At 66.0% G+C, this 13,361-nt stretch carries 9 protein-coding genes; 3 read left to right on the plus strand and 6 right to left on the minus strand.

Annotation, left to right across the window (positions count from 1 at the left end):
* Positions 1-6 precede the first annotated feature (6 nt).
* The 4 genes from QX124_RS09435 to QX124_RS09450 all read right to left on the minus strand — a co-directional run bounded on the left by QX124_RS09435 (position 7) and on the right by QX124_RS09450 (position 6,236).
* Positions 7-1,125: an amidinotransferase gene (locus tag QX124_RS09435; protein WP_315796996.1), complete on the minus strand. Its 1,119-nt coding sequence runs from the start codon at positions 1,123-1,125 to the stop codon at positions 7-9.
* 241 nt (positions 1,126-1,366) lie between these two features.
* Positions 1,367-2,428: a linear amide C-N hydrolase gene (locus tag QX124_RS09440; RefSeq protein ID WP_315796997.1), complete on the minus strand. Its 1,062-nt coding sequence runs from the start codon at positions 2,426-2,428 to the stop codon at positions 1,367-1,369.
* Between the two features lie 396 nt (positions 2,429-2,824).
* On the minus strand, positions 2,825-5,164 hold the full coding sequence (locus QX124_RS09445) for a xanthine dehydrogenase family protein molybdopterin-binding subunit (protein ID WP_315796998.1): 2,340 nt from the start codon (positions 5,162-5,164) through the stop codon (positions 2,825-2,827).
* Between the two features lie 196 nt (positions 5,165-5,360).
* The gene (locus QX124_RS09450; RefSeq protein ID WP_315796999.1) at positions 5,361-6,236 is read right to left on the minus strand and encodes a dihydrodipicolinate synthase family protein; all 876 of its coding nucleotides are present in this window, start codon (positions 6,234-6,236) and stop codon (positions 5,361-5,363) included.
* A gap of 482 nt (positions 6,237-6,718) precedes the next feature.
* Between QX124_RS09450 and QX124_RS09455 the strand changes: the two genes are divergently transcribed.
* Both QX124_RS09455 and QX124_RS09460 read left to right on the plus strand, forming a co-directional pair.
* The gene (locus QX124_RS09455) at positions 6,719-7,795 is read left to right on the plus strand and encodes a J domain-containing protein (RefSeq protein WP_315734322.1); all 1,077 of its coding nucleotides are present in this window, start codon (positions 6,719-6,721) and stop codon (positions 7,793-7,795) included.
* Positions 7,796-7,896: 101 nt separating this feature from the next.
* Entirely contained in the window at positions 7,897-9,033 is a 1,137-nt protein-coding gene (locus tag QX124_RS09460; protein ID WP_315734324.1) for a GGDEF domain-containing protein, read from the plus strand.
* A gap of 16 nt (positions 9,034-9,049) precedes the next feature.
* Here QX124_RS09460 and QX124_RS09465 read toward each other — a convergent pair whose 3' ends face one another.
* Positions 9,050-9,979 (minus strand): GTP-binding protein, encoded by a 930-nt coding sequence (locus QX124_RS09465; RefSeq protein ID WP_315797000.1) that lies wholly within the window; start codon positions 9,977-9,979, stop codon positions 9,050-9,052.
* Positions 9,976-11,469 (minus strand): amidohydrolase family protein, encoded by a 1,494-nt coding sequence (locus QX124_RS09470; RefSeq protein WP_315734328.1) that lies wholly within the window; start codon positions 11,467-11,469, stop codon positions 9,976-9,978. The genes QX124_RS09465 and QX124_RS09470 overlap by 4 nt, the downstream gene beginning before the upstream one ends.
* 215 nt (positions 11,470-11,684) lie before the next feature.
* On the opposite strand from QX124_RS09470, the gene ggt reads away from it, so the two are divergent.
* A complete protein-coding gene (gene ggt, locus QX124_RS09475) occupies positions 11,685-13,358 on the plus strand; it encodes a gamma-glutamyltransferase (protein WP_315797001.1) in 1,674 nt (557 codons plus the stop codon).
* Positions 13,359-13,361 lie beyond the last annotated feature (3 nt).

Genomic DNA, 13,361 nt, shown 5'->3' on the forward strand with positions numbered 1-13,361 from the left:
CAATCCTCAAAAATAGCTCTCGAGCGCCCCGCGCCGCCTGATGTCGAGTGTCGCGCAATGGAATGCGCCGCCAAATGCGGCGTAATGCAGGAATTCGCAGGGGATCGGCTCGAAACCCCATTGCTCGATCGCACGCATCGTTCGCACATGATGCGGATCAACGATGATGCGCTTTTCGTCCACCATCAGTACATTCATGTTGAGCCATTTTCCGCATAGCGACGTGATATTGAGCATGCGATCGGTGATCGGATCAGGCTCGGGAGCGACGAGAATGTCCCATTTCTTCAGTATGTCCGGGAGGCGGCTGACGTCGATGTATTCGGGATTGATCAGAAGCCTGCCCGGCCCCAGCGGCAAAATGGTCGTGTCGATGTGCATCGGGCTACGACAGCGGCTCTCGATCTCGTGGATGCGATAGCCGTCGCCGAGATGGCGGCGCAGCCATTCGATGCCGGATGCATTGGTGACATTGCTGAGGGTTACAAACAGATCGCGCCCGCAGCGAACGAAATCGGCAGCGTCGAACACCGGTTCGAATTCAGTCAGAATATATGACATCGGCTCACCTTCTTCGGGCCGTCTGAAATCGGCGTTATACAGTTCGTCCGTGAGTTGCGGCCGTGGCGCGGCAGTCCAGCGGGCGCCGCGACGGAAATAGTCCTTCAGGACCGGACGAAAGGAATGGGTCTCGAAATAGCGGCTGGGCCACGCCATGGGCGTTTCAATAATTTCGTCTCCGATCACGAGCATGCTATCGCGCGGGCAGGAGTTGCAGAAGCCGCGCGAAGACCATTCGGGCGTGCTGAAGCGCTTCTTGAAATCAACCGGTTCCGGTCGGGTGACCACCACGCCAAGCGATTGCAACAGCGCAATAAAGCCATCGAGCTCGCGCTGAGCCGGTTCAATCAACATCCTTGGATAGCGGAAGCCCCCGAGCAGCGCTTGCGCCCGTGCAGCCATTCCCGGAATGTTACAGGCGACGACCGGATGGGCGGATGGGATCGTCGCGCCTTCGAGCCTTCCGACAATCACTTCCTCGAGTGGATCCCACTCATTGTGCGAGTTGACCGGAGAGATCCTTACCTTGCGGTCGGCATCCGGGCCGATTTCGTGCGTGATCATGGCATGACCAAAGCAGGAGGTTGCTGATGTGGCAGGAATACTCTGGTGCGACAGCATCGCCGGCGCATAGCCTCAGTGCTGCAATGCACCACAATCCGTCCTTAACAAACGGCGCGGCGCTTCCGGCCCGGTGCGGTGGCAGGGCTGCACGGCGAGCGCCCGGCATCATGTCGCGCGGCGTGCGAGCGCCACAACGCAGATATAAGGATGACGTTGTATCTGTCCTCAGGGTTCCGCCCCGTCAGGAGCCGCCTTTCTTGAATTCCAGCGGCGCGGCCGGCTTGAACTGGCTGCTCACCTCGCCGACCAGATCTCTGTCCGCCCCGGACAGGTCGAGCTTGCGGATCGGAGCGCCGACGGAAAGGTCGATGAGCGGCAAGTTGACCCAGACGATGTTCGGGCTGAGCGTCGATTCGAAGAAATAGAGCCGGTCGGTCGAGTCGGCGACGGCCCGCCAGATCGTATGCGACGCCTCCGGTCGCTTCGGGTCTGGCCGCACGAAAGGCTGCGCCACGTTGCGCATGACCGACAACATGCGGGCCACGGTCTGGCGGGTGTCCGACGGCTTGGTCTGGTTCTGGATGTAATAGGCGGCGCGGACGAAGCGGTCGGCCGCTTCGCTCGTCCCCGGCAGCGCTTCGGTGCCGCCAAAGACGTGGTATTTCTTCAGATTGGCGAGCTGCTCGGGGAAGGGCGGCGAGTTCGTCATGACCAGATAGCGGCGGTCGTGATGAACGCGCACCTTGCCGCTATCGACGATTTCGATGATCGCCGAATCGCCCGTCGCGTCCGAAAGCGACAGATGCACGGTCGCCGTCGCGTATCCGGGCATGCCGGCGGTGATGAGTTGATAGCGACCGGTTTCGATGTCGGCCACGGCCTCGGCAACGGTGGCAAAGTTGTCGAGGTTGTATTGCGCCCATAGCGACAGCGCGAGGCCGGGGCGCTTGAGATCGCGCTTTCCGTAATCGCTCTCGGAGAGCCACAGCAGGTTGGCGACAAGACCTTTTTCATTCATGCCGTCGGCGATCGCCAGATTATAAACCGCCCCGCCGACGCTGCCGTATTTCGACGTCCAGCTCAGTTCGTTGTCGTCGCCGCTCTCGCCTTTGCGCGCAAGGCCGCGCGGGAAGGCCCAGAGATCGGTGCGCATGTCTTCGGGCCAATCCATGTTGCGCCCGGTGACAACGGCCTGACCATTATCGGCCCAGAGGACGCGCGAACACGCGTCCGCCAGAGATGATCCAAACGCGACCATTGCCAAAGCCATCGCCCCGCGCATCACGTCCGCACACCGCCGCATGGTCGCGCTCCTCGTTGTGTTGGATACAATCTAGAGGCGAGTGCAAGTCGGCGACCTTGATCTGGGTCAATCATCGTCGCTCGCGGTCGCGGCGCCCCGACGATTCGCATGAGATCGTTGTCTTGCCGGGCTCGGCGGGGCGATCCGACAGCATCGTCCCCTCAGGGCGCAATTGCACCGAAAATCTCGAGATTCCGGATTCAGCCCTGACGGGCTGCCCCGGAATGGCGGGCTATGACGCAGCGAGATCAGTCGCCGCTGCGCTGCGCATGCAGGGGCGCGACCAGATGCGGGCGTAACCCTCGCCGCCCTCGTCACCGAACAGCTCGGCGCAGATCGGCGCGTTGAGCGACGCAACAGGAGCACGTCCGACGCGGGAGCGTCCCGCGCGCTCGCTCAGGCCGACGCTTTGGCCTTTGCCGCCTTCGCCTCGGAGATCGCCTGCCACACCTTCTCCGGCGTCAGCGGCGTCTGCAGGTTGGTGATGCCCAACTCGAACAGCGCGTCCATCACGCCGTTGGTGACGCAGGGCGGACCGCCGATCGCACCGGACTCGCCGCAGCCCTTGGCGCCCAGCGGGTTGGTGCGGCACGGCGCAGAATCGTCGAGGGTGACCACGATCGGCGGCACGTCGTCGGCGCGCGGGATGCAGTAGTCCTGATAGGTCGCGGTCAGGAGCTGGCCGTCGGCATCATAGGCGACGTTCTCGTACAGCGCCTGGCCGATGCCTTGGGCGACGCCGCCATGGATCTGGCCGGCGACCAGCATCGGATTGACCGCGACGCCGACGTCGTCGACCGTGGTGTAGCGTACCACGCGGCTGATGCCGGTCTCCGGATCGATCTCGACCTCGCAGACGTGCGTGCCGTTCGGCCAGCTCGGACCGTCGACCTCGCCCTCGCTGTCGACCGAGAGCTTGGCCTGCCTCTCCTTGCCGGCGATCTCGAACAGGCTGATGCGGCGATCGGTGCCAACGACCGTCAGGACGCCATCGCGATATTCGATGTCCTCGACCGCGGTCTCCAGCAGGTTCGACGCCTTCTCGCGCGCCTTGGTAATGAGATCGTTTGACGACACCGCCACGGCGGTGCCGCCGACGAACAGCGAGCGCGAGCCGACGCTGCCGAAGCCGGTGGCGAGATCGGTGTCGCCCTGCACGACGTCGATCTTGTCCAGGGGAATGCCGAGCGTATCGGAGATCATCTGGGTGTAGGTGGTCTGCAGCCCCTGCCCCATCGCCATGGTGCCGGAATGCAGGATGACGCGGCCCTCGGAGGTCGCGTGCAGCGACACCTTCTCGGTGTGGGCGCGGCCGCCGGTCCATTCGATATAGCTGGTCAGGCCGCGGCCGTAGAGCATGCCACGCTTCTTCGCCTCGCGCTTGCGCGCGTTGAAGCCGTCCCAATCGGCAAGCTTGGACGCGCGCTCCAGCATGTGGGCGAAGGCGCCGGAATCATAGACCTGTCCGACCGCGTTGGTGTAGGGCAGCTGCGCCGGCTTGATATAGTTCGCCTTGCGGATCGCACGCGGATCGATCCCGATCTGGCGCGCGGCCGTGTCGAACAGGCGCTCGACGATGAACACCGCCTCGGGGCGTCCGGCACCGCGATAGGCGCCGACCGGCGCCGTATGCGTCATCACGGTCTTGACCTCGAAATGCACCAGCGGCAGGTCATAGACTCCGGTCTGCACGAACGGCCCGAGCACCAGCGGGATGATGTTGGCTGCGCCCGACGAATAGGCGCCGGTGGCGCCGATCGAACGCACCCGATAGGCCAGCACCCTGCCCTTGGCGTCCAAAGCGAACTCGGCCGTCGAGGTGAGGTCGCGGCCATGGGTGCCGCCGACGAACTCGTCGGTGCGCTCGGCGCGCCAGCGGATCTTCTTGGCCAGCTTGGTCGCGGCATAGGCGACGATGCCGTCCTCCGGATAGAGGTTGGTCTTCTGGCCGAAGCCGCCGCCGATGTCGCCGACCAGCACGCGCACGCTCTCCTTCGGCCGCTTCAGCACGGCTTCCGCAAGGACGTCACGGGTCGAGGCCGGCGTCTGCGACTGCACATGGAGCAACAGCCGACCGGTCTTCTTCTCGATCTCGGCAATGGTCGAGCGCGGCTCCATCGCCGAGGGCACCAGGCGCTGGCTCGTGATGTCGAGCGACACTTTGTGCGCAGCGCTGGAGAAGGCCTCCTCCACCTTGGCGGCATCGCCATAGCTCATCGCGGCAACGATATTGTCCGGCGCCTCGGCCCAGACGACGGGCGCACCCGGCTCGAGCGCCTTGACCGGATCGGTGACCGCCTGCAGCACCTCGTAGTCGACGGCGATCGCTTCCGCCGCCTCCTGCGCGATCGTGCGCGAGGTCGCGACCACGGCCGCGACTGCTTCGCCCGTGAAACGGACGACCTCGTGCGCCAGCAGCCGGCGTGGCGGCACCGTCATCGGCTTGCCGTCGGGACGCTTGAAGATCGCCAATGTCGGAATGGTGCCGACATCGTCGGCGACGAGGTCCGCGCCGGTGTAGATCGCCTGCACGCCGGCGATCTCCCGCGCGGCGGCGGCATCGATCGACACGATCTTCGCATAGGCATGCGGCGAGCGCAGCACGTAGAGCCAGAGCGCGCCGTCCTCCGCCTTGTCGTCGATGAACTGTCCCTTCCCGGTCAGCAGCCGCTGATCCTCCAGACGCTTGACGGGCTGCCCCGCACCAAACCGCATATTGTTGGGAAGAATGTTCATTCGTCAGTCCTTGGTCAGTTCAAATGCAATTGCATGCGTTTTAGCGGATCGCAGTTCCGCTGGCCAAGCCGTGATTGTGCTGGTGCGGCATACCACACTGTCATGCCCGGGCTAGACCCGGGCATCCACGACTTCGTTTCCGCTTGGCATGGATGGCCGGGTCGGCACGGCCATGACGGCAGTAAGGATCCTGGCATTACCCCAGGCTGCTGAGGACCTCTTCGACGACCTTGCGCTGCTCGAGCGTGAGCGGGGCCTGGGGCGGCACGGGATCGCCGACGTCGTAACCCTGGATCGACAGGCCGGCCTTGATGCAGGCCGCGAGGTTGAAGCGGGCGAAGGCCTCATTGACGCGCCACAGCTTCTTCTGCAGCAGCATCGCATCGTCCCAGCGGGACGCCTTGCAGAGATTGTAGAGTTCGACGCTCTGGCGCGGGATGATGCAGGCCGGCCCGGCCATCCAGCCCTTGCCGCCGATCAGCATCACCGCCGCCGGAATGTGCGAGGACGCAGCGAACACCTTGATGGCGTCGCCGCAGCGAGTGATGATCGACAACAGTCGGCCGGTGTTGGTGGACGCGTCCTTGATGTAGTTGATGCGCGGATGCTCGGCGAGGCGCGCGATGACATCGAGCGACAGGTCCGAGCGCTGGAACTGGGGATTGGTGTAGATGACGATGGGAACGTCGACGGCATCGGCAATCGCCCGGAAATACGCCTCGATGCCGGCGTCGTTGACCGGGAAGTAGGCTTCGAGCACCGCCAGGATTCCGGTTGCGCCGCGCTTCTGGTAAGCCTTGGCCTGCGCCACCGCGTCAGCGATCGCCGTCGAGGCCACGCCTGCGATCACGGGAACGCGGCCCTGGGCCGCATCGATGGTCGTCTCCACGACGGCCATGCGCTGGGCGCGATCGAGATAGGCGAACTCACCGGTGGAGCCGAGCGGCGTCAGGCCGTGCACACCGGCATGGATCAGGTCGTCGCACAGACGCCCCAGCACCTCCGTACGGATCGTGCCATCCGCGCCGATCGGCGAGGCCAGGTAGGGAAAGACACCATGAAGTTCAGTCATGCGGCCGGTATAGCGGCCGCGCCGCTGGTTCCGCAAGCAGGCGCCTGATCGCGGGCGGCTTCCGCTGCACGGAGCGTTTCCAAAAACGGCGTCCGCCCTGACGGAACCTGGCTCGCGCGGGCGGGTGAGCGGCGGTGCCACACTGCTGCGGCAATCGCATGTTGTCGCAAATAACTGACCTGCCAATCAGCTCCCGTTAAATCCGGCTTCAAACTTTCTCTTCACCATAGAGGAAGGTCCGGCGGCGGAGGCGACTAGAGAGCAGCGATTCAATCTGAGATTGCGCGCACCATGACGAGGAAGGACGAGCGCGATGGCTCAAACACGGCAAAAATGGCTACGAACTTCGCCATTTTCAGTCATTTTTCCGCCGGATTGACCAACCATCATGCCAAGCGGAAACAGTTAGTACGAGTGCTCCAGCGTAAATTCGCCGTAGGAATTTCGATCGGAGACGAGGGAAGCCTGCAGCGAGAACGACGATGAAGACGCTTTACGATTTACTCGGAGCTCTTCCGGACGATGACGCTGACGATATCCGGGTGGCCTTCCGCAAAGCGGTCAAAGAGAGCCACCCCGACGTCAATCCCGGCGATCCGGACGCCGCGCTGCGGTTTCGACAGATCATCCGCGCCAACGACATTCTTGGCGACAAGGAGCAGCGCACGGCCTATGACCGGCTGCTCGGCGCCGCGCAGGACGAGCATCGGCAGGATTCCAAGCTCGCCGTCGTCGCCAAGGTGCACAAAGTCGCGTCCGGCGTGATGGCGCTGGCCGGCGCGTCCGCCTTGGCGCTGACGGGCTACCTCCTATTCACCCACATGTCCTCGGCATCCGTCGCGCCGCTCGAGCCGATCGTGGTTGCGACCAACAAGGTAAAGCCGAACCAGGTTCCCGCCAGGCCGATCGATAGCCTCACTGACGCGGCGACGGCCAGCGACGCGGCCGCGAATCCCGGCAGCGACCCGGCTGCCGGCACGACGGTCGGCAACGGCAATGCGTCGAGCAGCAATGCCTCCGCTCCCGCCGAGCCGCTGCCGTTGCGGGTCAGCAAGGTGGACGTGGTCTATTCGGCCGAGCAGGAGCGTGCGCCCTGCGCGGCGGGCGCGACCGCCCCATGCACGGCAGATGCAATGCTCGCCGGCGGCACGGCGTCGAGCGAGGCCCAGGCCCGTCACGATCGCGGCATGGCCGCGTTCCAGAAGGGCGATTTCGCGGCGGCGCTGGCCGATCTCGACGCCGCGATCCAGCTCGACCCCCGTTACCACGAGGCCTATATCGACCGCGGCATCGTGTTCTATCGCATGCGCAAGTTCGACCGCGCCTTTGCCGACGTCGCGGCCGCAAAGCGCATCGAGAAGACCAACCGCGCCGTGCTCGACGCGATGGCGAAGCGTCAGCCGCTGCGGCCGCTGAAGCTCGAGCCGCCCAAATCCGACATCAAGGCGGAAACGCCGAAGGCCGAGGCGCCGAAAGTGGCGGCGGCGGCGCCGATGCCCTCGCGAATGTCGACGGCGACGCCGATCTATCCGACCACCGATCCCAGCCGCGCGCCTTGAGCGATTGACGGATTGACGAAGATTTAAGGTAACTTCGAACCTTCGTCGCGCGAATCGTTCAAGCCCATCAACTGTTAGGAAAGGTGTCGCATGGTGTCCCCATGGGACACGGGCTGCTTTCCAGATTCATCCATCCGAACCCGGCGATCCGGCGCGAGCTCGTCGATCTCCTGTACACCTCTCTGCCGCAGGTCATGTCGATCAATGCGGCCGCCATCACCGGCTCTGTCACGCTTGCGGTCCTGCACGACGATCCCGGCTACATTGCGATCTCGTTCGCGATCATCGTCAACGCCATCGGTCGCGTCGTCAGCCTGCTGCGCTACAAGCAATATGCGGGGCGCCTGTCCGATCGCGACGTGATCCTCTGGGAGAAGGTCTACGCCGCGGGCGCCGCCGCCTTCGGCCTTGCACTTGGCGCTCTCACCTTCCGCGCGTTCCAGCTCAACGATGCTCCGGGCGCATGGATCGCCTTCGGCCTGTCGATGTCCTATTGCGTCGGCATGGTGTCCCGCGCGGCGATCCGCCCGTGGGTCGTGCTGACGACCACCGCCGTGCTGCTCGCCCCGACGCTGATCGCCGGATTGATGCGCCCCGAGCTGCCCTATCAGCTCGGCGCCGTTCTGCTGGTGCTGTTCTGGTTTTCGATCCGCGAGGCATCGCGTCATCTCAGCACCGCTTTCATCGAACGGCTCGAGGCCAAGCACGCACTGGCCCGCCAGGCCAACCATGATTTCCTGACCGGCCTGCCGAACCGCGCCGCCTTCCTGGCCGCGCTTGAACGCGCGGTCGGGACCATCGCGATCATTGCCATCGACCTCGACGGTTTCAAACCTGTCAACGACCGCCACGGGCACCACGCGGGCGACGAGCTGTTGCGGCAAGTCGCGACCCGGCTGTCGAGCTGTGTCGGCCCGGGCGGCCTCGCCGCGCGCTTCGGCGGTGACGAGTTCATGCTGCTGAGGCCGGTCGCGCGCGGCGCGAACGGACGCGACGAGGCGCTGGGGCTCGCGCGCGAGGCGGTCCGCTCGCTATCGATGCCGTTCCTGCTGTCCGACATACCCGTGGTGATCGGCGCCAGCGCCGGCCTGCTGGTGAACGACCGGCCGCTCACGGACGAGGCCATGGACGAGGTGCTGCGCGAGGTCGACAGCGCGCTCTACGCCGCCAAGCGCGCCGGGGGCGGCTGCTGCACCTGGGCCGAAGCCGCCGACGGCGCATTGCGGCAGGCGAGCTGACCCGCGCCCTTCGATCTCAAACGACGACCATCTCGCGCAGCAGTGCGTCGATCTCGGCGGCGTCGAGCTCACCTTCGCGTCCGATCAGCACGAGCTGGGCCGTGAGGCCGTCCGCGGGCGGCACTGGCGATGGCGCCAACGTGCCGCGCGTCGCCACCGACTGAAACAGGATCGGCTGTCCCGGATGGTCGGTGAACAGCAGGATGCCCTTGATGCGCAGCGTGCGCGGCGCGAGCTTTCCGATCACCTGCTGAAAGCGGGCCAGCGACAGCGGAGCACGGGAGGTCCAGGTGAGGGTTACGAAAGGTTGCGACATCGTCGGCACCTGCTTGGGCAGCTCTCGCGGCGCTCGAATGTCGCGGCTGAACAGCAGGTCCGGCGCGACGATGCCATGGGCGATCTCGAAGATCGCCGATTGCGGCTTGGTGCGGCCCACGACGGCGCCAACCTCGTCGAGGGCGGCGCGGTCGAGCAGATCGGCCTTGGTCAGCAGCACGAAATCGGCGGCGCGCAGCTGCGAGCGCCACAGCGCGTCGTGCTCGATCTCAGGATCGTCGCGCAGCCGCTGCGGATCGACCAGCGTGACCACGGTCTCGAGCGGCGCGACCTTGAAGATCACGGGATCCATCAGGTTGCGAATGATCTCGGCCGGATCGGAAATGCCCGAGGTCTCGATCGCAATCGCATCCGGGGCCGGATCGCGCTTGATGACCGACGACAGCGTGCGCAGCAGGTCGCCCTGCAGCGAGCAGCAGATGCAGCCGTTCTTCAGGCTGATCACCTCCTCCGTCACAGTGCCGAGCAGTTGGGCGTCGATGTCGACCGTGCCGAAGTCGTTGACGATGGCGGCGATGCGCCGCCCGTCCGGGTTGGCGAGCAGATGATTGAGCAGGGTCGTCTTGCCGGCGCCGAGCGATCCGGCAACCAGCAGGACCGGGACGATCATGACAGGACCGGACGGCGCACCGCCTGTCCCGGCCTGACATCGCGAACAAGATCACCATTTGCGATGACGGCGCGGCCATTGACGAGCAGATGCCGCACGCCCTCGGACGGCCGGTTCATGTTGAGGAAGTCGGCGCGGTCGCGCAGGCTGGCGAGATCGAGCACCGCGATGTCGGCGTCGCAGCCGGCCTGCAGCCGTCCCTTCTTTCGCATCGCGGGCGTCGATGGTTCCAGAATCCGGGCCGGGATCAGCGTGCACTTGGCGAGGCCCTCCATCAGCGGCACCGCCTTGCGGTCCAGCACCCATTCGCGCAGGAATTTGGTAAACGTCGCCGATGAGCGCGGATGCGACACTGCGTCGTCCGGCAACGGCCAGGCGTCGCCGGTGTAGTCCGTGCCGTTGGACAGGATCCACGGCATCGCGTCCGACGCGATGGCGCCCCCTGGAAACAGCACAGAGACGTCGAGCAGGTCGCGGTGGCGCTGGTTGACGGCGACATCGAGGAAATGGATCAGCACCAATGCGCCGGGATCTTCCTGCTGCCGCGCGAGCAATTCGTCGCGGCTGCCGAGACGATGACGCTCGGCGACCATCTCGATCGCGTCATAGCCGGTGCCCATGCGCTGGCAGAACGCCGGATCGGCGAAGAAGCCGGCGCCGACCACCGTCGAGCCGGTCCCGTAGGGATAGGCTTCAGTCGTGACTTTGAGGCCCTGCGCCTGCGCGGTCTGCACCAGCTCGGCGCAGCGCTCGACATCCTGCAGGCTGGTGCTGTTGAAATGGCAGATGTGCATGTGGGCACCGGTCGAGCCGGCAAGCCCGATCAGCCGCGTATAGGCGTCGACCGAGCTGCGCGGATCGACATTCGACATGTAGGCAATGTGCGTATAGGTCGGCACGTTCTGCTTGGCAGCCAGGCTGCACAGCTCCGACAGCTCCTTCATGCCGGTGCCGGGCGCATACGCATTCGGGAAGGCGATGCCAAGGCCGCCCTGCTCCAGCCCCTGCCGGGTGCGCTCGACGATCTCCGCGGTCTCGGCCGCAGTCGCGACCTCCTCGACCCAGCGCTTGTCGCGCATCGCCTCGCCCATGCCGGCGATGCTGGATGCGGTCTGCTGCGTCGTCATCGTCGCGATGCGCGCGAACACCCAGCCAGAAGCGGCGCCATAGTTGAGAAGGCGGCCGATCGCCGCCTGCTCGTCATACCATCGTGCCACCGGCATGACGCCGATCTCGAGCTCGAGCGTCGTGGTGACGCCGTCGAACGCCTGCATGCGGTCCGCCGGGAGCGACTGGCCGTGCGCGTGCAGATCGATGAAGCCGGGCACGACGGCAAGGCCGGCCGCATCGATGACCTGATCCGCCGCTCCGGTGACGTCGCCGACGGCGGCAATCGCGCCATCCTTGATCGCGACGTCGGCGGTGACGTCGAGTTGCGTTTCGGGGTCGAGCACGCGGCCGCCGCGAATGATCAGATCGTAGTGAGGCATGAATCAGCTGGGCTCGCAAAGTGGAACTGCGCGCAGGCCTAACACAGATGCGCGGCGATGAGAACGCGGCGGGAGAGATCGATGCTCTCCGAGCCATGCGTGACGCACTTATCAGTTCGTCGAACTGGGGCGCCGCTCTTCCCCTTGCGCAAGGGATCGGTCAGGATTGCGAAAAACGACCTCTCGGCATCCGCCGTTCGACAGAGGAGACCCGAATGGCTTCGCCCACACGGCGCATCGCCGACTTCACCTGCGAGAAGCAGCCGGCGACGGGCTCGCGCGGGATGGTCGTCACCAACCATCCGCTCGCCTCCAGCGCCGGCGCCGAGATGCTGATACGCGACGGCAATGCGATCGATGCCGCGGTCGCTTCCCTGTTTGCGCTCACCGTGGTCGAGCCGATGATGGTCGGAATTCTCGGTGGCGGCCTGTCGCACATCCGCCTCGCCGACGGCCGCCACGTCGTGCTCGACGGCCTGAGCACCGCGCCGTCGCGCGCTGACCCCGGCATGTACGATCCGGTCTCCGACGAGATCGCGCTGGCGCGCGAGACCCGCGGCCGCCGCAATGTCATCGGCGCGCTGGCGGTCGCCGTGCCCGGCGCGCTGAAGGGATGGTGCGAGGCGCTGTCACGCTACGGCCGGCTGCCGCTGGCCGAGGTGATGGCTCCGGCGATCCGGCTCGCCGAGCATGGTTTCATCGCCAGCCCCTATCTCAACGACTGCGTGCGGCTGGTCGCGGACGACCTCGCGGGCGATCCGCATCTCGCCGCGCTGTTCCTGCCCGGCGGCGCGCCGGTCAGGCCCGGCACGCGCGTGATCCAGACCGACTACGCCGCCTCGCTGCGGCTGATCGCAAAGGAAGGACCTGCCGCACTCTACGGCGGAGCGCTCGGTGCCGCGCTGGCCAGCTACATGGCGGAGAACGGCGGCTTGATCGATGCAGCGGATCTCGCCGCGTACCGCGTGATCGAGCGCGCGCCGATCCGCGGCTTCTATCGCGGCCATGAGATCATCGGCCCGCCGCCGCCGTCTTCCAGCGGCGTGCATATCGTGCAGATGCTGAACATCCTCGAAGGCTTCGACGTCGGCGGGCTCGGCTTCGGTTCGGCCGATGGCGTGCATCTGCTCGCCGAAGCGCTGAAGATCGCCTTCGCCGACCGCGCGGTCGCCACCGCCGATCCCGCTTTCGTCGACGTGCCGGTCGAGCGGCTGACGTCGAAGGTCTATGCCGCGGAGCGGCGGGCGCAGATCGACATGAGCCGGGCCCGAAGTTTCGGCCCGGGCCTTGCGCCGACGGAGTCCGCCAACACCACCCATGTCACGGTCGCCGATGCCGAGGGCAACGTCGTCGCGGCGACCCAGACCATCAACGGCCTGTTCGGCGCCTGCGTGCAGATCCCGGGCACCGGCATGACCGCCAACAACTACATGTACAATTTCGATCCGCATCCGGGCCGCGCGCTGTCGATCCAGCCGGGCAAGCGTGTCTTCACCTCGATGGCGCCGATGATGGCGCTGCGCGACGGCCGCTTGCGCTATGCGCTCGGCCTGCCCGGCGGCTTGCGCATCTTTCCCTCGGCCTTCCAGGCGCTGGTCAACCTGATCGACCATGGCATGTCGCTGCAGGAGGCGGTCGAGGCGCCGCGGCTGTGGACGCAGGGCGGCGTGCTCGAGCTGGAGCCGGCGTTTCCCGAAGCCGTCGCGGCGGAGCTTGCCGCACGCGGGCACGAGATCCGGCGCGAGCCGGTCGTGGCCGGCGGCATGAACGCGATCGCGTTCGGCGACGACGGCACGCTGACGGGAGCCGCGTGCTGGCGCGCCGACGGCACCCCGATCGCGATCTCCGGCGGGCGCGCCCGCGCCGGGCTTCGCTTCGCGATCGCGTAGCGC

The organism is Bradyrhizobium sp. SZCCHNRI3043 (assembly GCF_032377735.1).
GTDB lineage: Bacteria > Pseudomonadota > Alphaproteobacteria > Rhizobiales > Xanthobacteraceae > Bradyrhizobium.

Excerpts from the sequence above, each read along its gene's own strand:
- QX124_RS09435 (WP_315796996.1), bottom strand. The coding sequence starts at position 1,125 with ATGATCACGCACGAAATCGGCCCGGATGCCGACCGCAAGGTAAGGATC.
- QX124_RS09440 (WP_315796997.1), bottom strand. The coding sequence starts at position 2,428 with ATGCGGCGGTGTGCGGACGTGATGCGCGGGGCGATGGCTTTGGCAATG.
- QX124_RS09445 (WP_315796998.1), bottom strand. The coding sequence starts at position 5,164 with ATGAACATTCTTCCCAACAATATGCGGTTTGGTGCGGGGCAGCCCGTC.
- QX124_RS09450 (WP_315796999.1), bottom strand. The coding sequence starts at position 6,236 with ATGACTGAACTTCATGGTGTCTTTCCCTACCTGGCCTCGCCGATCGGC.
- QX124_RS09455 (WP_315734322.1), top strand. The coding sequence starts at position 6,719 with ATGAAGACGCTTTACGATTTACTCGGAGCTCTTCCGGACGATGACGCT.
- QX124_RS09460 (WP_315734324.1), top strand. The coding sequence starts at position 7,897 with ATGGGACACGGGCTGCTTTCCAGATTCATCCATCCGAACCCGGCGATC.
- QX124_RS09465 (WP_315797000.1), bottom strand. The coding sequence starts at position 9,979 with ATGATCGTCCCGGTCCTGCTGGTTGCCGGATCGCTCGGCGCCGGCAAG.
- QX124_RS09470 (WP_315734328.1), bottom strand. The coding sequence starts at position 11,469 with ATGCCTCACTACGATCTGATCATTCGCGGCGGCCGCGTGCTCGACCCC.
- ggt (WP_315797001.1), top strand. The coding sequence starts at position 11,685 with ATGGCTTCGCCCACACGGCGCATCGCCGACTTCACCTGCGAGAAGCAG.